Raw genomic sequence first — 24,363 nt, forward strand, 5'->3', positions numbered from 1 at the left:
AATTCCAAGAATAAATCGAGCGTCACATGAAAAAAGCATTAATGATGTCTTTGCTTTGTTTAGCAAATTTTAGTGCCAATGCACAAACTTCAGAAGTCTTGAACGGATATTGGGCGTATCAAGAATATTTAGAGCGCTTTCCAGAACAAGCCGATTTAACCAATGCGCTTGCGCAAACAGTACGTAACCATCCTGTGCCGCTCAAAGCGTATCAGGCAAAGCCTGTGCGTATTTCGGTGGTGTTTCCCGGCCAACAAGTTTCTGATTACTGGGTTAGGAATCTGAGTGCGTTTGAGAAACGCATGGATAAGCTGCAGATAAGCTATCAGATCAATCAAGTGTTCACCCGTCCAAATGCCGATATTAAGCAGCAAAGCGTATCACTGATGGAAGCGCTAAAAAGTAAGTCGGATTATCTGATTTTTACCCTAGACACCACCCGTCACCGCAAATTCATTGAGCATGTTCTTGACTCCTCGGACACTAAGCTGATCTTGCAAAACATCACCACACCAGTACAGGCATGGGAAAAACGTCAACCATTTTTATATGTCGGCTTCGATCATGCGCAAGGCAGTATTGCGCTGGCTAAGCAGTTGGAAAAAATGTATCCGCAAGGTGGTCAGTACTCCGTGCTCTATTTCTCTGAAGGTTATGTTAGTGATGCCAGAGGCGATACATTTATTCGTGAGCTAAACAGAGACAACCATTTTCAATTGCGCTCGTCGTTCTACACCAAAGCGACCAAAGAATCTGGCTATGAAACTGCTATGATGAGCTTAGAAAAGTATCCAGATGTCAACTTCATCTATGCCTGCTCGACCGATGTCGCCTTAGGCGCGCTTGATGCGTTAAAAGAGCTCAAACGAGACGACATTGTGCTCAACGGCTGGGGCGGTGGATCGGCTGAGTTGGACGCTATCAGCGCTGGCGATCTCGACCTCACTGTCATGCGAATGAATGATGATACGGGTATTGCGATGGCAGAAGCGATTAAGTGGGATTTGGAAGGGAAGAAAGTCCCGACCGTATTTTCAGGAGATTTTGAAGTGGTGACCAAAGAAGATAGCCCGCAACACATTGAAACGCTTAAAGAGAGAGCCTTCAGATATTCTGGCCAATAGTGAATGACAGACGACGCAGCTTCAATCAAACGCCAATCTCTGGCCACATTAATCACCCGTATCTTTTTACTGGTACTTGGGATGATCACTATCGGGATTTTTATCCAGAGTTATTATTTCAGTAATAAAATCATCAATCAGGAAGTGCTGCGCACCAAACAACAAACCTCAGCACTGGTGAGAAATCTGTTTGAAAATCACTTGGTATCGCTGCAGATCCACCATGATAACAGCGCGAAAAGCAGCGCAGTGTTTAACTTTTTCTCACAGAAAGATAGCGAAAACCTTGATTTCTTTTTTCTCAGTGTTGATCAAGCGGATCCGTCTCATACGCCAGAATTTCGCTTTCTCACTGATGCGTCCAGTGTGATTTGGGATGACGGCAATGGTCATTTCTATGGCGTCAATGAAGTGATCTTAGCGAAGATTGCTCGCCGCGTCGCTTTCAATAACAACTGGCACTATCTTTCCATGCTCACTCTGATGGGGCCAAGGCACTTGTTGGTCAGGCGCTCGCCAGTGATTGATCCAAACAGTGGTGAAGTGCGCGGGCAGTTTTATGTCACTATGGTGCTGGATAACAACTTCCCGCTGGTCGAGATGCTAGAGAGTGGCAGTAACAGCGACAGCATTCTTTTATTGGCCGAGCAGAATACCATCGCACATTCAATGAATGGCAACGAGACTTACGACGTGGATACCGTTGTTGAACTGAAAGATGCGGCGGATAACGCGGTGATGCACGATAAACTGGTCAGCCAAACCGCCATTCGTATCAATTCGTCCGATACACCGTTATCCATCTTAGCGGTACAAGACAACAGCCATGTGGCTTCTCTGCAGCGACAACATTATCTCGGTATTATTTTCTCAATTTTACTGATGCTCATGCTTTCAATGGCGATCCGGGTGTGGATCCAAAACCGAGTTGCCAACGCCTTGAGTACCTTGATGAACTACAGTCGCTTTGGCGCCGCGGGTGAGCGCTTTCAGCGATTTTTGGGTTCAGACATTGTTGAGTTCGACCACATTGGGCACACATTGGAAGATACCTTCGAGCAGCTTGAATCTCAGCGTCGCTCTTTTCAGGATCTATTCAATTTTGCCCTCTCGCCTATGATGGTGTGGTCAGAAAATGGTCTGCTGATTAAGATGAATCCCGCCGCGCGTAAAGAGCTGGTGATTGATAGCCTTGATCAACCTGAAATGATGCATCCGGTGTTTCATTCATTTAAGCAACTATTGTTGCCGCACGTCTCCATGGCGGGTCAAGGGGCTACCTTAACGGGCGTCAACGTGCCGATTGGTGACAAAATATTCCGCTGGAACCTGTCCCCAATTATGGTGGAGCACGGCATCAGCGGCATCATCGTGCAGGGGCAGGACATCACCACCTTGATTGAAGCCGAAAGGCAAAGCCAGCTTGCTCGACGTGAAGCTGAGCAGTCTGCAAAGACTCGCGCGGATTTTTTAGCAAAAATGAGCCATGAAATACGCACGCCGATCAACGGTATCCTTGGGATTGCGCAACTACTCAAACGTTCGGTGCAAGGAGAAGAGAATCTTAAACAGGTGGATGTTCTGTGTCACAGTGGCGAACATCTGCTGGCGGTACTCAATGACATTCTTGACTTCTCCAAGATTGAACAAGGTAAGTTCAACATCAAGAAACGTCAGTTCAGTTTCGCCGATACCTTGTATACCGTGGAGAACATCTATCGGCCAATTTGCCGTGCCAAAGGAGTGGTGCTCTCCATTCAAAGTGCTTTGCCACAGACCTATCAGCTCTGCACGGATCAAGTTCGTCTCAATCAGATCTTGTTCAATCTGATCAACAACGCGGTGAAATTCACCACGCACGGGCACATTGATGTGACTTTCTCTTTGACGTCGAGCGAGCCAACGGCTCAGAAGCTGGAGATCCGCGTTGCAGACACGGGTATTGGTATCGCTCAAGACAAGTTGGAAAGTATTTTTGAACCCTTTGTGCAGGCAGAATCTATTACGACGCGAGAATACGATGGAAGTGGTCTTGGCTTAACCATAGTTAAGAATCTGGTGGAGATGCTCGGCGGGGAGATCAAGATGAAGAGTGAGCTTGGGCAAGGCTCTGAGTTTTGCGTCCTCTTACCGACCAGCGACAGCGATCATGTCGAAGCAAACAGCGGCGTTGCCGTTAAACCAGAAAAGTTATTTGCACAGCCGCTTAAAGTACTATTAGTCGAAGATAACCACACCAATGCGTTCATATTAAAAGCGTTTTGCCAAAAATATCGCATGCAAGTTGAGTGGGTACAAGACGGTACGTTGGCGTTGGAAAAACTAGCAAGCGAGACGTTTGATCTGGTTATCATGGACAATCAGTTACCGAAGATGGGGGGCATCACGGCAACCAAACTGATCCGTGAAGACCTGAAGTTAGCGACCCCAGTTTACGCGTGTACCGCGGACACCCAAGAAGAGACCAAGCATGCTTTCCTATCCGCGGGTGCGAACTATGTGTTGGTGAAGCCGATTAAAGAAGAGGCCTTATACCGTGCTTTTGTGCACTTTAAGCAGCATTTTTGCTAATGAATCTGGCAAATCTTTTGTCAACCCTACAGGGCTAAGCCTGCCCTGCTTTAAAAGAGAGCTCAAGCAGCTCTCTTTTTAATTCGCTGGTCATTCTCACTTCTTGTTCGAAAGTGATGCCGACAAACCAGCCGTTGGGCATTTTACGCACACTTGCGATATGGCAGCCGTTATCTGCAGAGATAAAGCGGTTTAGTGTGGACTCGACTTTAACAAAAGCGCCTTTGGTAAACTCGGGCTCGACGAGTGTGGTGAATCCGCAGCCAGAGACAGAAAAGTCGGTCAAGTTGCCTTGATACTGATTCCCATTGTGCGTCAGCATACCGCTGAGCGCCACTTTGTAGCGCACGTGTTCGCGGACAGGCTTAGTGGCAAAATTGCTCGGTATACGGAGAAAAAGGAGAAACGCGGGCTTGGCAATGGTCGTTAAAATACTGCTTTTGAACGCGACGATATGACCCAGCTCAGTATCGGCAATACCACGTACCACCACATCGGTGTTCTCCAATTTGCGCAAGACAAACTCTTCTTTGTCCTTTTCGGCGATTTCAATAATGACAAAGTGCTTGTCTTTTAAACCAATGAAAGTTGCTGGGCGAGCCATTTTATCATCTGGGCCAAACTCAAAGCTGACATTCAGTTTCATGCCGGGGGTAAGGAAACGGCGAATTTCTTCCTTGCTATTGCTGGGAGCCATAGAGCGTTCTGTTTTATCGTTTAGGTATCTGAACTATAAACTGGAAGCGAGCGGCATCAAAGTAAGGATGCCGCGCAGACAAGAGGTTAATGCGTGTTTTGTGACGTTGTCCGTCTCTGCAATCTGGTGTTGAAAATGCCTAACGTTTTTCGACACTGTGCGCTGGTGGCTGGTAATCCAGCGACGTATCGTGACGCATGAAGATGTTGCTGGCGATAAGGCTACCGCTGCTGACAACAATCAGTGCTAGCCAAGTGATGCTATCAGGATATTCGCCAAAGGCAGGTATCGCGAGCAAGGTCGCAAGTACTGGCGTAGCGCTGCCAAAGGCGGCACTCCTTTCCGCACCGAGCGTACGTACAGCGTATAGATAGGTGACAGACGCGATTAAGCCCGCGCCGATGCCTTGAATGAAAGTATGGCCCAGTAATTCACGCCAAGGCCATTCAGCAAGTGGAGCCTGAGCCAGATAACTTGGCAATAGGCCGCTGTACATAGCCAGCACGAGAGCAATCAAAGAGAGTAAGGCAACAAAACCTGAACTGACCAAGGCATTGAGATTGGCGACCCGAGCGCTGATGGTAAAACTCGCCCACATCAGACTACAAAGAAGAAACAGCAGATGTCCTTTGGTCTCTTGCCCTAACTGCAAGCCATTCAAATGAGGAGCCAAAAATAACCCGATGCCTACGATAACCAGCGACAAGCCAAATATCCGGTGCCGACTCAGCGGCTGTTGATAGAACAGCACAGCAATGCCTGTGACAAACAAAGGCAAGGTTCCCGGAACCAGTGTGCTGCCATGGGCCACCGGGACATAGTGCATCGCGGTGCCCGCCATGAGCAGATAAGGCAAACCGCTGCCAATGAACATGCCCGCTAGATAGCGTTTGGGGACCTGAATAATCTGAATTTTTGCTCTGAGGACCAGTGGCGAAAGTACAAGCGCTGGTATGAGAAAACGTGTTAGGGCTATATCGGCCGGTTGAAGCGCTGAAATCGCCCCGCCTTTCAGTGAGAGAAAAAAGCCAGACCAAATGAATAAGGTGGTGAATATCGCGAGGTAGCCGAGCGTCATAGTGGGCATCAATAAGTTAACATAGTGTTAATTATCGTTTATTGTTCGGGGTGATTTTTGGCAAAAATCATCATAGATAATATGAATATTGATGATTTTCACTAACTAAATCGTTTTTAATGAAGAGAAAAGCCAGTGTGATGGATAGGATAGATAAGAAAATACTCGGATTGATTCAAGAAGATGCTCGCCTGACCACCGCAGAGATCGCGGATAAAGTTGGTCTATCTGCCTCGCCCTGCGCAAGACGGATTAAACGTTTAGAACAAGATGGCATCATCGCTGGATATCATGCGTATTTAGTTCGGGAGAAAGTGGGTATTGCCATGACGGTGTTTGTCGAGGTGAGTCTCAACAATCATCAAGTGACGTCAATTGACCACTTTGAACAAGCTATTGTGGAAATGGAAGAAGTCGTCAGTTGTCACGTCGTCTCTGGAGCCTACGACTACTTGCTTGAGGTAGTGGCAAAAGACTTAACCGGATATGAAGCCTTTACTCGAAAGTTGCAGCGTTTACAAAACGTCAAGGATATTCATACGCATTTAGCGATCCGCAACGTCAAAAACTCAGCGGCACTGCCGATCTACCGCTAATAAAAAAGCGGAGCTGAAATTGCTCCGCTGATAAAATTCGTTTACTCACGATGACTACTGATGGCGCATTTGAGAGATTTCACAATTGCCAGTATCTCGGTCGATTCGAAAAGAGAATGCTGCAGAATGATATTCTGAGCCATCACACCAAATGGTTTCTCCGAAGATTTTGCACAAATCAAGGTCGTTGATCGATCCAAATTCTTTCACGTGTCTGACGACGGATAAGAATTTCGCTCTAGCAACGGTTTGACTTTCCATGTGATTCAAGCGATTGAAAAGCATGTCATTTTGCATGTTCACCAGCCAACTATTTTGTTTTATGAAAACTTATGAATACGAAATTAACCAAAAAAGCAGCAAAAGTAAAGCATTATTGTGACGTGTGTCGCTATTTTCCCCTGTGCTGATACTAAAAGTCCTGTAAGGAAAAGGGTTTTACGGCTCTTCGAGTGCATACGCGCTCTTCACGTTAAGGTGACTATTTAAGCAGTGGGCACGAACGGTATGCTATACCTAGGAGAGATTGTTTTGGCTGGTTGGCGTAACGCGATGTTTTGGTTATGCTCATGAGCAAAATAGAGCCGAAAAACAGAAGACGGATGTGTGGATGAAAAAAATTTTGCTGGTGTTAATTGTCCTGTTGTTGCTGGTTGGAGCTGCTGCAGGTTATTACGTCTTCTTTATGCAGCCTGAGGAAGTAAAAGAGCCGCAAAGCGAACAAGCGCCACCAGCAGTCGCTACCGAGAAGAAACCCATTCTGGATCTTGAAGCGCCGGCCCCAGAAATTACGGAATATTACGTCGTGGAACGACGTATTAGCGTGCACAATAAACCTCAAGAAGATGCGTTGGTGGTCGATCATCTTTATAAAGGAGAGAAGCTCACCATTTTGGAAAAACAACTCGGCTGGGGGCGAATTACCGATTATCTCGTCTATGAGGAAGGGGGGGAAGAGACGGCTGAGTGGGTCAATATGACGCAGTTGTCTAACGAGAAACCCGTGATAGAAGAGATGGAACGCTTGGAAATTCTCGATGGATACATCGCGCGTTCAGATGATCTCCTACAGCATCAGGAGATTTTCCGCAAACACACTCAACAACTGCTGAATGATGGCACTTGCAAGCCGCAAGATTTTGAGGAACTCGGTGGTTGGGTGCGCTCCGTCACTTTTCAGCCAAGAGAGGTGTATTTCATATACTGTGGCGGCTTGGATCAAGAGAATAAAATTTATCTCGATATCAATAGCGGAGATATTTTCTATCGATAGATTAGATGCTACCCATCGGCGCAGATTTTAGATCTTTTTAGTTGAGCCAGGCCCTCCTTAGGCATAGTATGACCAAGCAAGCCACTGTGGCTTGCTTTTTGATCTTGAGTACCGCGATGCATTCAAACTTTTTACGACTATTGGCTTTGCTATTAACACTGGTGATGACACCAGTAGAAGCCTTTGCATCGATTGCCGAGAACATAGAACGTTCCAACTCATTAAGCGGACGTCTTGCTACTGCGCACCTCAAGCTGACCAATCACTTTGCTGGTGAGAGCCGTAGCGAGCAGGACAGTGTTTCCTATCCCGTTTCACAATCGTATCAACGACATGACGCAGCCGCTATCTTGCACGCGAATCGTTGGAGTGTTGCGCAGCGTGAAGACTCACCGCAGAACAGCGATCCGTTCTTCTTTAGTGGCCTTGATCAAGCCAATATTCATGTCAGCTTATCTCACCTTTGCTGCCGTTTAAGGCAACTTGAGCTATTACGAGCCTACCATTTTTCTCCCAACCATCGTTTGGCGGGTTGGAAAGAAACCAATGCCATGTACGTCGCGCTCAACAGTCAATTTTCCTGACTCAATATTCTAATCAAAAAACATTTATTTGAACTGAATTGACTCTGTCTCACCAGACGGAGGGGAAAACTATGACAAAAAAACACAAATCGGCCAAGGTGCTCAATCACTATTCCGTTTGGAAGTACTTGGTGTTGATTACCACCCTAGTGATTCTCACTTTAAGCGCGATTCCGACTTGGTATGGTGAGCAACCATCCATCCAGATCGCTTATGCGAAAGATAGCGCGCCTCAGCATGACCTGCTGCAATTGAAAAAGTGGTTAGATTCACAAGCGATCGCGGTGGATAAGATCACCGAACAAAATGGCGTAACGACCTTGGTCTTTGCCGACGAAAACGCCCAAAGCCTCGCTAGAAAGCGTCTAGATGGCATTTTACATGATGATGCAACTCTCACGTTTTCTTATCTCTCGATCGCGCCGCAATGGCTGACCGACTTAGGCTTCAATCCGATCAAACTCGGGTTAGATCTGCGTGGCGGGGTACAGTTTCTGCTCAACGTGGATGTAGACAAAGCGTTCGAAGAGCAACGGGACGCCTTGGCGGATGAAATTCGTGCGATGCTACGCAGCGAGAAACTGCGCTCCGTGCAAATCCAGGCGAGCAAAACTTCCGAGCTACGAGTGCTCAGTGAGAGTGTGCAGGCCAAGGATAAAGTGGTGTCGTTTATCAAAACCAATTACGCCAATTGGCAAACGCGTACAGAAGCTGGAGCCTTAGTCATTAAGCCATCAGAGGCCTACGTGAGCGAGTTCCAGAGCACAACGCTCAAGCAAAATCTTAAGATCATGCGCGATCGCATTGAAGAGCTTGGCATTACGGAAGCCTTGGTGCAGCGTCAAGGAGCGCACAGTATTCGCATTGAGCTACCGGGAGTGCAAGACCCTGCTCAAGCGAAAAATGTGATTGGCGCAACGGCCAGCCTGGCTTTCTATGAGGTGAAAGATCCGGGCGCAGTGTCTTCGTCGCAAGATCTTATCCTCAGTGACAATGATGGCCGCCAAGTGATTCTGGATAAACGCCCAGTGCTAACCGGAGAGCACATTGTCAACGCCCGCGCGGGCGTGGATAAGATGGGCATGTCGGAAGTGAACATCTCACTCGACCATAGTGGCGGCAAGAAGATGAGCGATTTCTCCGCTAAACATTTGGGTAAACCGATGGCGACGGTTTATCGCGAATACATTACACAAGAAAATGGTGAGATCTCGCGCAGTGAGCGTGTGATCAGTGTGGCAACGATTCAGTCTCAGCTGGGCAGCCAATTTCGCATCACCGGTGCTGGCAGCATGGATGAGGCGCAGCAACTGGCTCTGCTACTGCGAGCTGGATCGTTGACCGCGCCTGTCTCGATTGTTGAAGAGCGCACCATTGGCGCTTCGCTCGGAGCGGAAAACATCGAAAACGGCTTTGCTGCTCTGGCACTGGGCATGGGGCTGACGCTAACTTTTATGGCGCTCTGGTATCGCCGTCTAGGCTGGGTGGCCAATGTGGCACTTGTCGCCAACATGCTTTGTTTACTTGGCCTCATCGCTTTGCTTCCGGGCGCTGTACTAACATTGCCGGGCATTGCGGGCTTAGTACTGACCGTCGGTATGGCCGTCGACACAAACGTGATCATTTTTGAGAGAATTAAAGACAAGATGCGTGAAGGACGCAGCTTCGCGCAAGCGATTGATGCTGGGTTTGACAGCGCTTTCTCAACCATTCTCGATGCCAATATCACCACTATGATTACCGCCGTCGTGCTCTATGCCATCGGTAATGGGCCAATTCAAGGATTCGCATTAACGTTGGGATTGGGCCTGCTGACCAGTATGTTCACAGGTGTCTTTGCTTCTCGAGCCATGATCAATCTGATCTGGGGACGAGATAGTCGCCGCAGTGTGAGGGTTTAACTATGATCAATTCTATGAAAAAGCACATCCGTTCGCTCCGTTACTTGACTAGCGTCATTTCACTCGCACTGATGCTTGTTTCTTTGGGAGCATTGGCGGTACGCGGTTTAAATCTAGGGTTAGATTTTACCGGAGGTATGGTCACTGAAGTGGCGTTAGCGCCCACGGTGACCAATCATCAGTTACTCGATGCAGTACAACCGATTTTGGGTGAATCGGCTACAGTAACTAAGGCGGGAGAAGAGGGGCGATGGGTGATTCGCTACTCATTGCCTGAGGAGCAAACCAGCCTTCCAGATCTAGCCAGTGGATTGGCATCCGTCTCCTCGCAGGTATCGGTGATTAGCAATAGTGTGGTTGGGGCACAAGTTGGGCAAGATCTACTTGAACAAGGCGGCATGGCCATGCTGGTCTGTCTCTTGGCGATTTTGGGTTACCTCTGTCTGCGTTTCGAATGGCGTTTAGCGGGGGGCTCTTTAGTGGCTCTACTGCACGATGTAGTACTGGTGCTGGGTTTCTTTGCTATCACGCAGATGGAATTTAATTTGACGGTCTTCGCTGCCATTTTAGCGATATTGGGTTACTCCCTGAACGATTCGATCATTATTGCTGATCGTATTCGTGAACTGCTGATCGCTAAACAAGACGAAGCCACGGAGCAGATCAACGATCAAGCCGTGATAGGGACGTTTTCGCGTACCATGGTCACGTCGGGGACCACGCTCATCACTATCGCCGCACTCTGGTTAATGGGCGGTAGCGCCTTACTGGGTTTCTCAACCGCGATGTTTATTGGTGTGCTTTCTGGTACATGGTCGTCAATTTCTATTGGCACGGTCTTACCAGAATGGTGGAAGCTTAAACCAGTCCATTACTTACCGCCAGAAATCGACACTGCTCCTTAGCTCACAGAGTATTAGTCGAACGGTAAATAGCGTTACGCGATAAAATAGTAAATAAATAAAACAAAGCCACAGAATAATGTGGCTTTATTTTATTTAGCAATTTAATCTTTAAACATATATATCAATTGGTGTGGATTTTAGTTGGATATTTATTGATAAAATAAGAATTTAGATAGATGAAGGAAATATATCGGTAATTCGTTGAGAGTGTCTGCAAGTTATACACTTCAACGATGAAACAAGAAAAAACATCAAGTTCTATTCAATACAAGCACTTACTAATCTACCCATGAACATTAAGACTTTAAATTCATTTAAATTCAATTAATTATATTTTCATTAACCATTTTATAACATTTCATTCCTTATGAGATCTAGCTCAATATTAGGTGTAATTTTTAAAATTTTATTTGAAATGTAATATTTCTAAGTTAGCTTATTTAAATAGGTGAACGTTAGATGAAGACGTCACAAATAATATTTGAATTGTCAGTTGGCAAATATTTGCCAATCGGTCTATGTGCTAGATTTTTTGCTGTGTAAGAATGGAGTTCTTAGATGAAAAAGGTCGCTTTGATCACCGGTTCAAAAGGCGGAATTGGTTCTGCAATCTCTTCTCAACTTGTACAAGATGGCTATCGCGTAGTGGCTACCTATTTCACAGGTAACTATCAATGTGCGCTAGATTGGTTTAACGAAAAAGGCTTTACCGAAGATCAAGTGCGCTTGTTTGAGCTTGACGTAACGAATACCCAAGAGTGTGCTGAGCGTTTGAGCCAACTTCTTGAAGAGGAAGGCACCATTGACGCCGTCATCAATAACGCGGGTATCACTCGTGATGGCGTGTTCAAAAAGATGGGGGCAGAGGCGTGGCATGATGTCATTAATACTAACCTCAACAGTGTGTTTAATGTGACGCAACCGCTTTTCTCCGCCATGTGTGAAAAAGGTAATGGTCGCGTTATCAACATCTCCTCCGTAAACGGGTTAAAAGGTCAATTTGGCCAGACTAACTACTCTGCAGCAAAAGCCGGCATGATCGGATTCTCCAAAGCATTGGCGCTGGAAGGGGCAAGAAATGGTGTCACTGTCAACGTGATTGCTCCTGGATACACGTTGACGCCAATGGTTGAGCAGATGAACCCAGAAGTGCTGGAAAACATCAAAGCTCAGATCCCAATGCGTCGCCTAGCTACGCCAGATGAGATTGCTAAAGCGGTCTCCTTTCTAATGAGTGACGCAGGTGCGTATATCACGGGTGAGACGCTGTCGGTCAACGGCGGCTTATACATGCATTAAAGGATCAACCTAATGGAAAAAGTATACATTGTCGCCGCTAAACGTACCCCAATCGGTGCATTTGGTGGGGCGTTAAAAAATACCTCAGCGGGCGAGTTAGCGGCGGTTGCGATCAAAGGTGCGTTGGCGCAAGCGCAGGTTGATGTAGAACATATCGACGAAGTCATTGTGGGCAACGTGGTAAGTGCCGGGCAAGGAATGGGGGTTGGACGCCAAGCCTCTGTTTATGCAGGTATTCCCGCCAGTGTCCCTGCCTATACATTAAATATGGTGTGTGGCAGTGGGATGAAAACCGTAATGGATGCCGCTTCCCATATACGTAGCGGTGATGCCGAGATCGTCGTTGCGGCTGGGGTTGAAGTGATGTCGCAGATCCCATTTGCAATGCCGGGTAGTGTGCGTGACGGCAACAAGATGGGTCATCTATCGATGCAAGATTTGCTCATCGCAGATGGCTTGACCGATGTGTTCAATCAATATCACATGGGTGTGACGGCGGAAAATGTCGCCAAACAGGTCGGTATTAGCCGCGAAATGCAGGATCAATACGCGCTTGCGAGTCAGCAAAAAGCCGTTGCCGCGATCGAAGCTGGCAAGTTTAAGCAAGAAATTGTTCCGGTTGAAGTCAAGCAACGCCGCGAGACAGTTTTGTTTGATAGCGACGAATATCCCAAAGCCAATGCGACGTTGGAAGGACTGAAAGGTCTTCGTCCCGCATTTGACAAAGAAGGTAGTGTGACAGCGGGAAATGCTTCTGGCATTAACGATGGCGCGAGCGCGATTATTTTGGCTTCAGAACACGCAGTGAAAACCTATGGCTTGCAGCCTTTAGCGGAAGTTGTGAGCTACGCCCAGTCTGGATTAGCGCCTGAAATTATGGGGCTTGGCCCCGTTGAAGCGGTAACCAAAGCGTTGGCGAAAGCGCAACTGTCAACCGATGACATTGATGTGTATGAGCTCAATGAAGCCTTTGCGGCTCAGGCGCTTGGCGTTATTCACAAGTTGGCAGAGCAACATCAGGTATCGGTTGCGTCCATTCAAGATAAAGCAAATCTTAACGGTGGCGCGATTGCATTGGGGCATCCACTAGGAGCGTCTGGTAACCGTATTTTGGTTACATTGATTCACGAGCTGCACAAACAAGATGGTCAGTTTGGTGTGGCTTCGTTGTGCGTCGGCGGTGGTATGGGTACTGCCGTGATTGTGAAAACAGTTAAGTAATTCGATTAACAACCTCTACATTTCGTTAGGAGACAAACCATGTACACGGATTTTTTCAAAACTTTTACTGATCAAACAGAGAAAAACCTACAACCTTACTTCAAGTTCAACAAGCTGGTAACGAAGAACGTTGAAGTGCTCACTGAACTGCAATTAAACGCTATTCGCACCTACAGCGAAATGGGTTTGGCGCAAATGAAAGCAGCATCTGAAATTAAAGATGTTACTTCACTGGCCACATTTAACAGTCAGCAACTGGGTGTATTGACTAAGCTATCTCAGCAAATGCTAGACGACAGCAACAAGCTGCAAGCGATTGCCAAAGAGTTCAAAGACGATGTTGAAAAGCTGACTTCGGAAAACATCAAAACAGTTACACCAGCGTAATTTGTTCTGTGTTCACGCCGCCTAACTAGGCGGCGTTTTTTCCGAGTAAGGGAGTATCATTATGTTGCAACACTTCTTTTCGGACTATCTTGTAAAGCTCCAAGAGACCAATCAAAAATGGTGGCAAGACTTTGAAGCAAGCAAGGCAGCCGTCAATTCTCCTTTGAACAAGGCAATGCAAGAAGTGAACTTTGAGGATGCGGCAAGATTTGTTGAAAAAGCGGCAAATCAGCCTGCAGCATTGCTGAAGTTGCAGACGCAGTGGTGGGAACAACAACTGCAAATTTGGCAAAATGTGGCGCTTTCCGGCAACACTCAAAGTGTTATTGAAGCTGAGCAGGGAGACAAACGTTTCTCTAATGAAGCTTGGCAAGCAGAAGCGATGTACAGCTTCATCAAACAGTCCTACCTGCTGTTTAGCAAAACGTACATGGATACCATCGATGCCATTGAAGGGCTCGATGAGAAAACCAAAGAACGGATCAGTTTCTTCTCTCGCCAAGCAATTAACGCGCTTTCACCGTCGAATTTTATCGCAACCAACCCTGAGTTGCTTAAGCTAACGATTGAGAAAAATGGCGAAAATCTGCTCACTGGATTGGAGCTACTCAAAGAGGATGTGGCTGCGAGTGCGGATATCCTTAAAATTCGCATGACCAACAATAACGCGTTCCGTCTCGGAGCCGATATCGCGACCACGCCGGGTGATGTGGTCTATCAGAATGAACTGTTTGAGTTGATTCAATATCGCCCCATGACAGAGCAAGTCAATGCCACCCCGCTGTTGATCGTCCCGCCGTTTATCAATAAATACTACATCCTTGATTTAACCGCTAAGAACTCGATGGTTCGCTGGCTTTTAGAGCAAGGCCACAGTGTATTTATGATCTCTTGGCGTAACCCTGGTCCAGCGCAGGCGAACGTTGAGTTTGGCGACTACGTGACCGAAGGTGTGGTCAAAGCAGTGACCGCAATTGAAGAGATCACAGGTCAAGAAGAGATCAACGCAGCAGGGTATTGTATTGGTGGAACGGTACTGGCGTGTACGGTGGGTTACTACGCGGCGAAGCGGATGAAAAAACGCATTAAGTCGGCGACCTTTTTCACTACGCTTTTGGATTTCTCTCAGCCTGGCGAAGTAGGTGCTTACATTAACGACACCATCATCAGTGCAATTGAAGCGCAAAATACCGCTAAGGGTTATATGGATGGTCGTTCGCTCAGTGTGACATTCAGTTTGCTGCGGGAAAATAGCTTGTACTGGAACTACTACGTGGATAACTACCTCAAAGGCAGTAGTCCGGTAGATTTCGATCTTCTGTACTGGAATAGCGACAGCACCAACGTTGCCGCAACCACGCACAATTTTATGTTGCGTGAACTATATCTCAACAACAAGTTGGTTGAGGAACGTGGTGTCAAGGTTGGCGGCGTGTGGATCGATCTGAATAAGATCCGCATCCCAAGCTACTTTATCTCCACTAAGGAAGATCATATCGCCTTATGGCAAGGAACCTATCGCGGTGCTTTGAATATGGGCGGCAACAAAACCTTTGTTCTTGGTGAGTCTGGGCACATTGCAGGTATTGTTAATCATCCGGCGAAAAACAAGTATGGTTATTGGCTGAATGATAATCTTGATGAATCGGCAGAAGAGTGGTTGAGCAATGCACAGCGCAAAGACGGCTCTTGGTGGACTCATTGGGACCAATGGTTGCAGCAGTACAATCCGCAAGAAAAAGTCGCGCCTTATCGACAAGGCTCTGAACTCAACCCCATCCTCAAAGAGGCACCGGGTGAGTATGTTAAGCAAGTCCTACCTATTTTAAAGTAATCAGCTCAATGCGCTACGGCTCTTCGTAGCGCATTTTCTCAACACGCCATCAAACTTATCTAAATCATGCAAAAACAGCGCAAATTCAATCATGTTTTCTATCAATGAAATATTGCACACTGTTCATTAGTTGTCTTAGCCAGTAAGGAAGCACAACAAACTAGGAAGTTACTGGATAACGCAATGTTTTTTAATTGAAGGCAGTAGCAAACATGACAAATCAATCCATTCTTACTCTAGTTATCGCAGGGGCACTCTCTTTTGGTGCGCAAGCAGAATCCTATCTAGTACCGTTTCCATTTAATTCTGATCGATTGAGCTACCAATCCAATGGTAGCTCTTTTACATCAATAGCCACCTTGATACTTCGGCTGACACCAGCTTCTTTCGTTATCAATCCACGCTCTTCAAGCTTCAATAACATCTGATGAACACTTGGTGGTGATACCTCAAAGTAATCTTGTAGATCTGCATGAGCTGGCGCTCGTCCATTCACTTTGGTGTAGTAGTAAATATAGGCCAGATACTGCCCTTGTTTTTTGGTGTATTTTCCAGACATTTTCCCATCTTAGATCGACATTTTTACCGGAGTATGATCAATTATTGGTTTTAAGAATGAAGCCTATCATGCCATGAATATTTCCTACCGTGTTGAACTGACTTGTGAAGAAATTGCTGAACTTAACGAACTCACCAGTAAAGGTAAGCACAACGCCAGAAAGCTAAAACGTGCCCAAATCCTTTTACTGGCAAATCACAGGCAACATACAGACGCTGAAATATGTCAGCTCTTAAACACCAGTACTTCAACGGTCTATAGAACCAAACGCGGTTTTGTTGAAGAAGGCCTGCAATCTGCCCTGGAAGAAGGAAAACGTCGTGGGCAGCCGAAGGCATTAAGCTCAAGCGAGGAAGCCACGCTTATCACTATCGCCTGTACCAAGCCACCTGAAGGGGTCGCTCGCTGGACGCTTTCTTTAATTGCAGACAGGCTGATTGCTTTGACGGACTTAGAAAGTATTTCTCTGGAAACAATCCGCTCACGACTTAAGGAAAATCAACTCAAACCATGGCAGAAGAAAATGTGGTGCATTGGTCAACTCAATGCGGACTTCATTGCACAGATGGAAGAAGTTTTGGAGTTGTATGCTCAACCTGCCAACCCCAAAGAGCCGGTCATTAACTTCGATGAGGCCATGAAGCAGATGATTTCCCATACAAGAGAGCCTATTTCAGCTAAACCTGGACAACCAGAACGCATCGATTATGAATATCGCAGGGAAGCGGTAGCGAATATCTTCCTGATGTATGACCGACATAATGGTTGGCGACATGCGAAAGCAACAAAAACCAAAAAGTTCGAAGACTTTGCTTGGTGCATGAAAGAGTTAGTTGATGAACATTACCCGGATGCAGAGCAAATTCATGTTGTATTAGACAATTTTACCACTCACAAGGCTGGCGCACTTTATCACACGTTCCCTGCGGGAGAGGCTCGTCGAATATTAAGGAAAATCACTTTCCACTATACCCCTCCTCATGCCAGTTGGCTCAACATGGTGGAGATTGAGATCGGCGTTATGAATCAGCAATGCCTTAATCGACGTATCGGGAGTTGGGAGGAATTACATCGGGAACTTAAAGCTTGGGAGACTATGCGCAATACAGAGAAAGCATCCATTGAATGGTTGTTTGATGTAGACAAAGCCCGGAACAAACTTCACCGGGCTTATGATGAACTAACCATTCAAAACTAAATGGAAAGGGTACTAGGTGGCTCACTGGGTATGGCGACGTTCAAAAATGCAGCAGGTAACGCCAACACTAGCTATGGCTCTGGCTCAATGGACCTGGAACTGGAAGATGACCAAAGTGTGGCAGGCAGCATCTATGGTGGTTATCAATTCAACTCATTCTTGGCTATCGAGGGGGCGATCGGCGGTTACGATGCGCTAGAAGATACTTATGTCACTGTTGGCAATATGCACTTTTTGTCCATTCAACCTAAGTTGTCATTTGCCCTAATGGATACTTTTGATCTGTATGCCAAGGCGGGCCTTGCCTACTTTAACGCTGAGTTTAAGGTTGCTAACGCATTGCTCAATCAACCGGGGTACACCACATTGTCTGACAGTACGGTCACAGGCATGTACGGTTTGGGTGCAGAGCTGAAAATTTCACCAAAATTCCATATTCGCGCCTCTTGGGATTTCATGCGTCCGGAACTGGACGTTGTTAAAGTGGGCGCTGAAAAAGTGACCATTGAATCGGACATCAGTGTTTTTTCATTGGGCGCAAGTTACCACTTTTAAGTCATCGGCTTGATAGGGGCCCACTTCGGTGGGCCTTTGTGCTATTTTTAAAAGTAATAATAACAATCAGTAAGCCGTTGTGAACGAAGCAAATATACGAAGACTTAATCAGCTTTTGAATCGATATGAGCGCTATCATTGTTATCAAGTGATTCTGGATGAACTGGAGCACGTTTTGTCGACTTCGCGACGAAACGTCTCGATTATTCTGAAAAATTTATCCGATTTGGGGTGGATCGAGTGGCGCCCATCGGTCGGACGTGGCAAAGCGAGTCAACTGATCATCCGCAATTCACTAAGTGATGCCCTACTGCAAGTTTTAAAAGAGGAGCTCAAACAAGGGCGCTTTCAACTGATCACGCGCTTATTGGAGCTTTACGGTGTTACCACGGTAAACGCGCTAGCGTTAGCGACGGAAGAACAGAATGACTGGAATGAAGCTAACAGCGAGTTACTTATTACCCACTACCCTTGGGTTGACTCGGTCGATCCACAGCATACGGTGCGCCATGCTGAGCTGCATATAGTTCGCAGCATCTATGACACGCTCTTAAAGCAAAATGTGGAAGGCAAGCTCAAACCCTCTATTGCTCATGCTTGGCAAATGGAAGGTAAAACCCTCACGCTTTGGTTGCGCCCGGACATTCAACGTCATGACGGCAAAAGGCTGACTGCTTCTGATGTGGTGTGGAGCTTGACGCGTTTGTTGGATGACGGACCGGTTGCCCACCTATTTGAACAAGTGGAAAGCATCACAGCGCTTAGTTTATCGCAGATTCAGGTGGTGTTAAAAAGGGCAAATACGTTGTTCCCTTATATCTTGGCCATGCCCCATGCGTCGATTGTTTGTCCTGATATCATCCAATTTGATGCAAAACATCGTTATTATCTCGGCACAGGCCCGTTTCGTCTTCATGACTGGAATGAGGAGCATTTGGTGCTAAAACGCCATGAGCACTACTTTGCGGAAAGCGCGCTGCTAAGGCAGATTACTCTCTCGCATGCCGATGACACTCTGACTCATGTGATGAGCTTTAATCGGCCAGAAGGAAAAACCGAGACGACCATGCTCAGTGCTTTCTCCTATCTGACTTACAATCAACGAGCGCAGGCGGGCATCACGCAGGAAGATTGGCATAAACTCTTTGCCTATCTACAGCACTTTAAAGGGCAATACGCGCCAAAACGTGCGGTGAGTGGTTTGTGCAGCCAAAGCGAAATGGCGCTGATTTCTTCGCTCTCTACTCCTCAGCTTCGCGGTACACTGGTGTTGGCCGAACCGAAATGGACCTTACCGTATTTGCAGGCCACAGCAGATTGGTTGCACCAAGCAATCCGAGCGACAGGTTTGACGCTGCAAGTACTGGAGCTCACTGAAATCAGCCACCCAGAATCGGTTCGAGCAGAGGCCGATTTGCTGCTGATTGAAGAGGTGATTGAATCTCCACTTGAGTATGGAGTATACGAGTGGTTGCTGATTGCATCCGGTTTGCGCTTTATTTTTATCGAGCACGAGTGGCTAATGCATCATGAGAAAATCGCTGCTGCGGTGGCTGCTGATAACCCTGTAGAGGGATTGGCGGACATTGAACAGGCGTTGTATCAGCACAAACGTATTTTACCTTTGTTTGCAGGTAAAGAAGCAATCACCAAGGCGCGGCAAGTAAAAGGGATTCAAGTTAAAAAGACGGGCTACAGTGATTTTTATCAACTGTGGATTGGTGACCCTAGGGTAGTGAATTAAATAAAAACACCAAACGAGCGATCGTTTGGTGTTTTTTTGGAACAAGAACTCAGTCGAGACGAGCTCAGAGCTCTTTGTCTTTGCTAAGTGATAGCAGCCATAGTGACATGGCGGCTACACCCGCAAAGCCAGCTAAAATAATTACGGGCATGGCACTGTAGCCGAGAACATGCCAAATAACCGATTCTAATGTACTCATGTTTGCTCTCCTTACTGCCAGCCTTCAACGCCATGCATGTCAGGCAGTTTGTGGGCTATGCCTTTGTGACAATCAACACAGGTTTTTTCACCCGAAGCCAGCGCGGTGGAGTGTTGGCTAGCACTGCGTTCGCTTTGCTCGGAAAAGTCCATGTATTCAAACTGGTGGCAGTTGCGACACTCTAACGAGTCATTCCCTTTCAGCCGTGCCCACTCGCGTTCAGCCAGATGTGCGCGACGTGCTTGGAACTTCTCCGGTGTATCAATGTTACCCATGAAGTGGGCGAACAGCTCTTTGGACGCCTGTACTTTGCGCACGATTTTGTCTGTCCACTCGTGCGGTACGTGGCAGTCAGAGCAGATCGCACGCACCCCAGAGCGGTTCGAGTAGTGAATGGTTTCTTGGATTTCCGCCACAATCGGGGCGTGGCAACCCGAGCAGAACGCTTCGCTGTTGGTCGCTTCCATCCCAGTGTTAAATGCGCCCCAAAACAGCAGACCGCCAGCAAATCCCATAAACAGCAGCACACCAGCGGCCGCTTTGCTCGGAGTGCTGAGTCGCTTCCAAAACGCTTTCAATATTTTCATAGATAGCCTCTTCGCTTCAATAATTGGCTACTACTTACGCAGTGAGTCAACGCGTTCAAATTCATTCTCGACCAGCGGTTTAGCGCTTGCCTGAGGCACGTGGCACTGAAGGCAGAAGTAGCGACGCGGCGATACATCGGCCAGCACCGCATCTTCACGGTTCATATAGTGGGTCACGCTGATCTTGGTTGCGCCCATCTCTTTGGCATTTTTCCAGCTGTGGCATGCAAGGCACTTGTTGGCATTGAGTGACACTTCGTAGCTGCGAATGTTATGAGGGATCAAGGGTGGCTGATAAACGTAATCACTCTCTAACACTTGCTCACGCGGGTATTTTTTCATCACATCAGCAGGGCGAGTATCCTCTAAAGGTGTGTTGCCACGAAGGGACTCAAGACCGCCCGTGCCTCCCGGGTTTTCTAACTCGGCCTGCGCAACACTGCTGAGCAGGGCAACTAAAGAAAGTGCGCTGATGGAAAACAGCGTCATGACTAATTTTTTCATCGTTTCATCTCCGCCTAATGGCTAAATTCTTTGTCAGGCTGCCCTTGTAGGCAGCCTGTGCATTCGGTTCCTGTTACGCGACCTTAGTGATCTTGACCGGACACTTCTTATAGTCGGTTTGTTTCGACAGTGGGTCAGTGGCATCTAAGATCAGCTTGTTGATCAGAATGCGAGCATCAAAGAACGGCACGAACACCAAGCCTTGTGGCGGGCGGTTGCGTCCACGCGTCTCAACGCGAGCACGTACTTCCCCGCGCTTATTGGCTATCAGCACTTCATCACCACGGCGTAATCCACGCGCTTTGGCATCATCGGGATGGATGTAACAAAGCGCATCAGGCACTGCTTTGTACAGTTCAGGCACGCGGCGAGTCATGGTTCCCGTATGCCAGTGTTCCAGCACACGGCCAGTACATAGCCACATGTCGAATTCCGCATCCGGCGATTCAGGTGGCGCTTCGTAAGGAGCAGAAATGATCAGCGCTTTGCCATCCGGTTTTCCGTAGAAATCCCAACCTGAGCCTTTCTTCGCGTAAGGATCGCTACCTTCTTTGTAACGCCACTTGGTCTCTTTACCGTCAACCACTGGCCAACGCAGGCCACGCACTTGGTGATACACATCGTACGGCGCTAAATCGTGGCCATGGCCGCGACCAAAGCTGGCGTACTCCTCAAACAGCCCTTTTTGTACGTAGAAACCAAAGTGGTGCGCATCGTCATTGAGTTCGCGCGCTTCAAAAAGCGGATATTGGTCAACCTGACCGTTGGTAAACAGTACCTCATACATGGTTTTGCCACGGTATTGAGGCATCTTAGCCAAAAGCTCTTCTGGCCATACTTCTTCCATCTTGAAGCGTTTGGAGAACTCCATCACCTGCCAAGAGTCCGATTTAGCCTGACCAACGCTTTTGACTTGTTGATACCAAACTTGGGTACGACGCTCGGCGTTACCGTAAGCGCCCTCTTTTTCGATCCACATAGCGGTTGGCAGGATCAGATCCGCCGCTTGCGCTGTTGCGGTTGGGTAGGGATCGGATACCACGATGAAGTTTTCAGGATTACGATAGCCCGGTAAACGTTCACCATTGATATTTGGGCCCGCTTGCATGTTGTTGTTACATTGTACCCAGTAGCAGTTGAGTACGCCGTCGTTCAGCATGCGATCTTGCAATACCGCATGGAAGCCCGGTTTAGGTGGAATAGTGCCTTCAGGCAGTTTCCAGATTTTCTCCGCGATGGCACGGTGTTTTGGATTCGCGACCACCATATCGGCAGGCAAGCGGTGAGCGAAGGTGCCGACTTCGCGCGCGGTGCCACACGCCGACGGTTGACCAGTCAGTGAGAATGGGCTGTTGCCCGGAGTGGCGATTTTGCCCGTCAGCAAGTGCAGGTTATACACCAAGCTTTGCATCCACACGCCACGCGTATGTTGGTTCATACCCATAGTCCAAAGCGACATCACTTTGGTATTTGGGTCGGCATACTGTTTAGCCAAAATAAGCAGTTTTTCGGCAGGAACCCCAGACATCTCTGCGGCTTTTTCCAGTGTATATGGCGCGACAGACGCTTTGTACTGCTCAAAATTGATCGACTGCATATCGCCTGAGTTGGCGTGTTTGGCTTTTTTCTGTAGCGGATGGTCGTCACGCAGGCCATAACCAATATCGGTAGTGGCTTGTTTAAAGTGAGTGTGTTTATTAACGAAATCCCAGTTAATGGCGTCGTTTTGGATGATGTAGTTGGCGATGTAGTTGGCAATGACTAAATCGGTCTGCGGTTTAAAAATACAACCGGTATCCGCCAGCTCAAAAGAACGGTGGTAGTAAGTCGACAGCACGTTCACTTTCACGTGTGGATGGCTGAGGCGACGGTCGGTGATGCGAGTCCAAAGCACAGGGTGCATCTCGGCCATGTTCGAGCCCCAAAGCACAAAGGCATCAGCGTGCTCAAAGTCGTCATAGCAGCCCATCGGCTCATCCATGCCAAACGTGCGCATAAAACCGACCACCGCCGAAGCCATGCAGTGGCGCGCGTTCGGGTCGATGTTATTGGAGCGAAAACCCGCTTTCATCATTTTTGCAGCGGCGTAGCCTTCCATCACGGTCCACTGGCCAGATCCAAACATACCAACGCTGGTTGGGCCTTTTTTCGCCAGCGACGCTTTCCACTTTTCCGCCATGACATCAAACGCCATATCCCAAGAAACGGGCGTGAAATCGCCATCTTTGGCAAATTTGCCATCTTTCATGCGCAGTAAAGGTTGCGTGAGACGATCTTGCCCGTACATGATTTTCGAGAGGAAGTAGCCTTTGATACAGTTCAAGCCTTTGTTCACCGGCGCTTCAGGATCGCCCTGTGTCGCGACGACTTTACCGTTTTGTGTGCCGATCAAAACAGAACAACCCGTGCCACAGAAACGACAAGGCGCTTTGTCCCAAGTGATAGCGGTTTGATCAGAGCTGGCGATCAGGTTAGCTGCCGATGCGGGCAGGGTAATTCCGGCGACTGCCGCGGCTGAGGCTGCTGCGTTTGCTTTTACAAACGCACGTCTTGTCATTTTCATACTTCACCCTCGAGTTGGGATTGTTGAGTTCCAGTGTCTTCGTCCTTGTCATCCGTTAAGGATTCAATCTGGTGATAAACCAGAACGGTGCTGAGAACGTTTGGTAAGTGGCTGATGGCTTCGATCGTATCGGTAATGAAACCTTGATTGACGGTTTCAAGCACCACGACAATTTTTCCTTCCGGGCTGTCACCATAAATCTCGGTGTTGTCCATCGCTTCAATCTGCGCTTTGACGACAGCAAGAGAGTCGGCGACGACATGGACCACTAAGCTTGAGATGTGCACTTCGTTTAGCGCCATAATTTGTTCTCGTTCTAATTAGTTGTGCTCACATGGATGGATGATGCCGGGCAGATGGAGACGCAAGCGCCGCAGCCGTTACATTCATCCAGATTCAATTGCGCTTGTGCGACTTTGCCGATTTGCAGAGAAAAACTGATCGCCTGAGGTTCGCACGCCTCCGCGCAGCTACGACATTCAATATTGCGTTTGGTCAGACAGGCATCATCAATGCTGGCTTTGGCTGACCAAGGTGGATTTTCTTGGCTGACAAACAAGGCTTCAGGGCACGCCGCCGCACATTGATAGCAAAACGTGCATTCGCCTTGGGTGAAATCGACACGCGGAAAGCCGCCATCGCCTTTCACTATGATGTCTGTTTCACAGGCCGAAACACATTTCCCGCAACGAGTACACTCATCGCTAAAGCGCTGCCGATTTGCCAACCAAGGCAGAGCAACCGCCTCTTGATTGGCGGTGTGTCGGGTAAAAAAACGACGGCGGGAAAGATCGGTCACGGTTCACCTTATGGCTGTTCAACAATCGTCAATGATGCATATCGTTAGTCAACTTCACGGTTTTGTTCATAAATTGTCATTTAACCGTACACAAATTGTAGTTTTTGACATATTTGTATAAATACCTCTTAGGGGGTAATTGTTGGTGAGGCTTGTTTTGGATCAATAAATTCCTCACACTTCCG

The 24,363-nt window shown here is 47.6% G+C and carries 23 protein-coding genes; 14 read left to right on the forward strand and 9 right to left on the reverse strand.

Going from position 1 to position 24,363, the window contains the following annotated elements; genetic code table 11:
- Nucleotides 1–26 precede the first annotated feature (26 nt).
- Together EA26_RS09675 and luxQ are read left to right on the forward strand one after the other, a co-directional pair.
- Nucleotides 27–1,124: an autoinducer 2-binding periplasmic protein LuxP gene (locus tag EA26_RS09675; RefSeq protein ID WP_039427130.1), complete on the forward strand. Its 1,098-nt coding sequence runs from the start codon at nucleotides 27–29 to the stop codon at nucleotides 1,122–1,124.
- A 3-nt stretch (nucleotides 1,125–1,127) separates the two neighbouring features.
- Complete coding sequence (gene luxQ / locus EA26_RS09680) at nucleotides 1,128–3,695, forward strand: quorum-sensing autoinducer 2 sensor kinase/phosphatase LuxQ (RefSeq protein WP_039427132.1); 2,568 nt, start codon at nucleotides 1,128–1,130, stop codon at nucleotides 3,693–3,695.
- Nucleotides 3,696–3,729: 34 nt separating this feature from the next.
- On the opposite strand, the gene EA26_RS09685 is transcribed toward luxQ, so the two are convergent.
- Together EA26_RS09685 and EA26_RS09690 are read right to left on the reverse strand one after the other, a co-directional pair.
- The gene (locus EA26_RS09685; protein WP_039427133.1) at nucleotides 3,730–4,392 is read right to left on the reverse strand and encodes a flagellar brake protein; all 663 of its coding nucleotides are present in this window, start codon (nucleotides 4,390–4,392) and stop codon (nucleotides 3,730–3,732) included.
- A gap of 139 nt (nucleotides 4,393–4,531) precedes the next feature.
- A complete protein-coding gene (locus EA26_RS09690) occupies nucleotides 4,532–5,470 on the reverse strand; it encodes a DMT family transporter (protein WP_039427134.1) in 939 nt (312 codons plus the stop codon).
- A gap of 140 nt (nucleotides 5,471–5,610) precedes the next feature.
- Between EA26_RS09690 and EA26_RS09695 the strand changes: the two genes are divergently transcribed.
- The 9 genes from EA26_RS09695 (at nucleotide 5,611) to phaC (ending at nucleotide 15,470) form a co-directional block, all read left to right on the forward strand.
- The gene (locus EA26_RS09695) at nucleotides 5,611–6,066 is read left to right on the forward strand and encodes an Lrp/AsnC family transcriptional regulator (RefSeq protein ID WP_039427136.1); all 456 of its coding nucleotides are present in this window, start codon (nucleotides 5,611–5,613) and stop codon (nucleotides 6,064–6,066) included.
- A 610-nt stretch (nucleotides 6,067–6,676) separates the two neighbouring features.
- Nucleotides 6,677–7,339, forward strand: a complete 663-nt coding sequence (locus tag EA26_RS09705) for an SH3 domain-containing protein (RefSeq protein ID WP_039428952.1) — start codon at nucleotides 6,677–6,679, stop codon at nucleotides 7,337–7,339.
- A 68-nt stretch (nucleotides 7,340–7,407) separates the two neighbouring features.
- A complete protein-coding gene (locus tag EA26_RS09710; RefSeq protein ID WP_052079238.1) occupies nucleotides 7,408–7,923 on the forward strand; it encodes a hypothetical protein in 516 nt (171 codons plus the stop codon).
- Nucleotides 7,924–7,994: 71 nt separating this feature from the next.
- Nucleotides 7,995–9,824, forward strand: coding sequence for a protein translocase subunit SecD (gene secD, locus EA26_RS09715; protein WP_039427140.1), 1,830 nt, complete (start codon nucleotides 7,995–7,997; stop codon nucleotides 9,822–9,824).
- 2 nt (nucleotides 9,825–9,826) lie between these two features.
- Nucleotides 9,827–10,729, forward strand: coding sequence for a protein translocase subunit SecF (secF, locus tag EA26_RS09720; RefSeq protein WP_039427142.1), 903 nt, complete (start codon nucleotides 9,827–9,829; stop codon nucleotides 10,727–10,729).
- Between the two features lie 558 nt (nucleotides 10,730–11,287).
- Nucleotides 11,288–12,028: an SDR family oxidoreductase gene (locus EA26_RS09725; RefSeq protein WP_039427143.1), complete on the forward strand. Its 741-nt coding sequence runs from the start codon at nucleotides 11,288–11,290 to the stop codon at nucleotides 12,026–12,028.
- A 12-nt stretch (nucleotides 12,029–12,040) separates the two neighbouring features.
- Nucleotides 12,041–13,249, forward strand: a complete 1,209-nt coding sequence (locus EA26_RS09730; protein WP_039427144.1) for an acetyl-CoA C-acetyltransferase — start codon at nucleotides 12,041–12,043, stop codon at nucleotides 13,247–13,249.
- A 39-nt stretch (nucleotides 13,250–13,288) separates the two neighbouring features.
- On the forward strand, nucleotides 13,289–13,636 hold the full coding sequence (locus EA26_RS09735) for a phasin family protein (protein WP_039427146.1): 348 nt from the start codon (nucleotides 13,289–13,291) through the stop codon (nucleotides 13,634–13,636).
- A 61-nt stretch (nucleotides 13,637–13,697) separates the two neighbouring features.
- Nucleotides 13,698–15,470, forward strand: coding sequence for a class I poly(R)-hydroxyalkanoic acid synthase (phaC, locus tag EA26_RS09740; RefSeq protein WP_039427149.1), 1,773 nt, complete (start codon nucleotides 13,698–13,700; stop codon nucleotides 15,468–15,470).
- 319 nt (nucleotides 15,471–15,789) lie between these two features.
- Here phaC and EA26_RS09745 read toward each other — a convergent pair whose 3' ends face one another.
- Nucleotides 15,790–16,029, reverse strand: coding sequence for a LexA family protein (locus EA26_RS09745; RefSeq protein WP_020432846.1), 240 nt, complete (start codon nucleotides 16,027–16,029; stop codon nucleotides 15,790–15,792).
- Between the two features lie 73 nt (nucleotides 16,030–16,102).
- On the opposite strand from EA26_RS09745, the gene EA26_RS09750 reads away from it, so the two are divergent.
- The 3 genes from EA26_RS09750 (at nucleotide 16,103) to EA26_RS09760 (ending at nucleotide 19,526) form a co-directional block, all read left to right on the forward strand.
- Entirely contained in the window at nucleotides 16,103–17,227 is a 1,125-nt protein-coding gene (locus EA26_RS09750; protein ID WP_039423633.1) for an IS630 family transposase, read from the forward strand.
- Nucleotides 17,228–17,782: an outer membrane beta-barrel protein gene (locus EA26_RS09755; protein WP_039427150.1), complete on the forward strand. Its 555-nt coding sequence runs from the start codon at nucleotides 17,228–17,230 to the stop codon at nucleotides 17,780–17,782.
- Nucleotides 17,783–17,897: 115 nt separating this feature from the next.
- Nucleotides 17,898–19,526: an ABC transporter substrate-binding protein gene (locus EA26_RS09760; protein WP_226978317.1), complete on the forward strand. Its 1,629-nt coding sequence runs from the start codon at nucleotides 17,898–17,900 to the stop codon at nucleotides 19,524–19,526.
- A 64-nt stretch (nucleotides 19,527–19,590) separates the two neighbouring features.
- Here EA26_RS09760 and EA26_RS20435 read toward each other — a convergent pair whose 3' ends face one another.
- The 6 genes from EA26_RS20435 to napF all read right to left on the reverse strand — a co-directional run bounded on the left by EA26_RS20435 (nucleotide 19,591) and on the right by napF (nucleotide 24,178).
- Entirely contained in the window at nucleotides 19,591–19,725 is a 135-nt protein-coding gene (locus tag EA26_RS20435; RefSeq protein WP_081946416.1) for a TIGR02808 family protein, read from the reverse strand.
- An 11-nt stretch (nucleotides 19,726–19,736) separates the two neighbouring features.
- Nucleotides 19,737–20,312 (reverse strand): NapC/NirT family cytochrome c, encoded by a 576-nt coding sequence (locus EA26_RS09765; protein ID WP_039427153.1) that lies wholly within the window; start codon nucleotides 20,310–20,312, stop codon nucleotides 19,737–19,739.
- A 30-nt stretch (nucleotides 20,313–20,342) separates the two neighbouring features.
- Entirely contained in the window at nucleotides 20,343–20,816 is a 474-nt protein-coding gene (locus tag EA26_RS09770; protein WP_039427155.1) for a nitrate reductase cytochrome c-type subunit, read from the reverse strand.
- 73 nt (nucleotides 20,817–20,889) lie between these two features.
- Nucleotides 20,890–23,379, reverse strand: coding sequence for a periplasmic nitrate reductase subunit alpha (gene napA, locus EA26_RS09775; protein WP_039427156.1), 2,490 nt, complete (start codon nucleotides 23,377–23,379; stop codon nucleotides 20,890–20,892).
- Entirely contained in the window at nucleotides 23,376–23,681 is a 306-nt protein-coding gene (locus EA26_RS09780) for a chaperone NapD (RefSeq protein ID WP_039427157.1), read from the reverse strand. The genes napA and EA26_RS09780 overlap by 4 nt, the downstream gene beginning before the upstream one ends.
- Nucleotides 23,682–23,695: 14 nt before the next feature.
- Nucleotides 23,696–24,178, reverse strand: a complete 483-nt coding sequence (napF, locus tag EA26_RS09785; RefSeq protein ID WP_039427159.1) for a ferredoxin-type protein NapF — start codon at nucleotides 24,176–24,178, stop codon at nucleotides 23,696–23,698.
- Nucleotides 24,179–24,363: the final 185 nt, after the last annotated feature.

Source organism: Vibrio navarrensis, from assembly GCF_000764325.1.
Lineage (GTDB): Bacteria > Pseudomonadota > Gammaproteobacteria > Enterobacterales > Vibrionaceae > Vibrio > Vibrio navarrensis.

Coding starts and splice junctions, on each gene's coding strand:
- EA26_RS09770 (WP_039427155.1), bottom strand. CDS start 20,816: ATGAAAAAATTAGTCATGACGCTGTTTTCCATCAGCGCACTTTCTTTA.
- napA (WP_039427156.1), bottom strand. CDS start 23,379: ATGAAAATGACAAGACGTGCGTTTGTAAAAGCAAACGCAGCAGCCTCA.
- secD (WP_039427140.1), top strand. CDS start 7,995: ATGACAAAAAAACACAAATCGGCCAAGGTGCTCAATCACTATTCCGTT.
- luxQ (WP_039427132.1), top strand. CDS start 1,128: ATGACAGACGACGCAGCTTCAATCAAACGCCAATCTCTGGCCACATTA.
- EA26_RS09735 (WP_039427146.1), top strand. CDS start 13,289: ATGTACACGGATTTTTTCAAAACTTTTACTGATCAAACAGAGAAAAAC.
- EA26_RS09725 (WP_039427143.1), top strand. CDS start 11,288: ATGAAAAAGGTCGCTTTGATCACCGGTTCAAAAGGCGGAATTGGTTCT.
- EA26_RS09685 (WP_039427133.1), bottom strand. CDS start 4,392: ATGGCTCCCAGCAATAGCAAGGAAGAAATTCGCCGTTTCCTTACCCCC.
- EA26_RS09730 (WP_039427144.1), top strand. CDS start 12,041: ATGGAAAAAGTATACATTGTCGCCGCTAAACGTACCCCAATCGGTGCA.
- phaC (WP_039427149.1), top strand. CDS start 13,698: ATGTTGCAACACTTCTTTTCGGACTATCTTGTAAAGCTCCAAGAGACC.
- EA26_RS09695 (WP_039427136.1), top strand. CDS start 5,611: ATGGATAGGATAGATAAGAAAATACTCGGATTGATTCAAGAAGATGCT.
- EA26_RS09690 (WP_039427134.1), bottom strand. CDS start 5,470: ATGACGCTCGGCTACCTCGCGATATTCACCACCTTATTCATTTGGTCT.
- secF (WP_039427142.1), top strand. CDS start 9,827: ATGATCAATTCTATGAAAAAGCACATCCGTTCGCTCCGTTACTTGACT.
- EA26_RS09710 (WP_052079238.1), top strand. CDS start 7,408: ATGACCAAGCAAGCCACTGTGGCTTGCTTTTTGATCTTGAGTACCGCG.
- EA26_RS20435 (WP_081946416.1), bottom strand. CDS start 19,725: ATGAGTACATTAGAATCGGTTATTTGGCATGTTCTCGGCTACAGTGCC.
- EA26_RS09750 (WP_039423633.1), top strand. CDS start 16,103: ATGAATATTTCCTACCGTGTTGAACTGACTTGTGAAGAAATTGCTGAA.
- EA26_RS09755 (WP_039427150.1), top strand. CDS start 17,228: ATGGAAAGGGTACTAGGTGGCTCACTGGGTATGGCGACGTTCAAAAAT.
- EA26_RS09745 (WP_020432846.1), bottom strand. CDS start 16,029: ATGTCTGGAAAATACACCAAAAAACAAGGGCAGTATCTGGCCTATATT.
- EA26_RS09705 (WP_039428952.1), top strand. CDS start 6,677: ATGAAAAAAATTTTGCTGGTGTTAATTGTCCTGTTGTTGCTGGTTGGA.
- EA26_RS09675 (WP_039427130.1), top strand. CDS start 27: ATGAAAAAAGCATTAATGATGTCTTTGCTTTGTTTAGCAAATTTTAGT.
- EA26_RS09765 (WP_039427153.1), bottom strand. CDS start 20,312: ATGAAAATATTGAAAGCGTTTTGGAAGCGACTCAGCACTCCGAGCAAA.
- EA26_RS09780 (WP_039427157.1), bottom strand. CDS start 23,681: ATGGCGCTAAACGAAGTGCACATCTCAAGCTTAGTGGTCCATGTCGTC.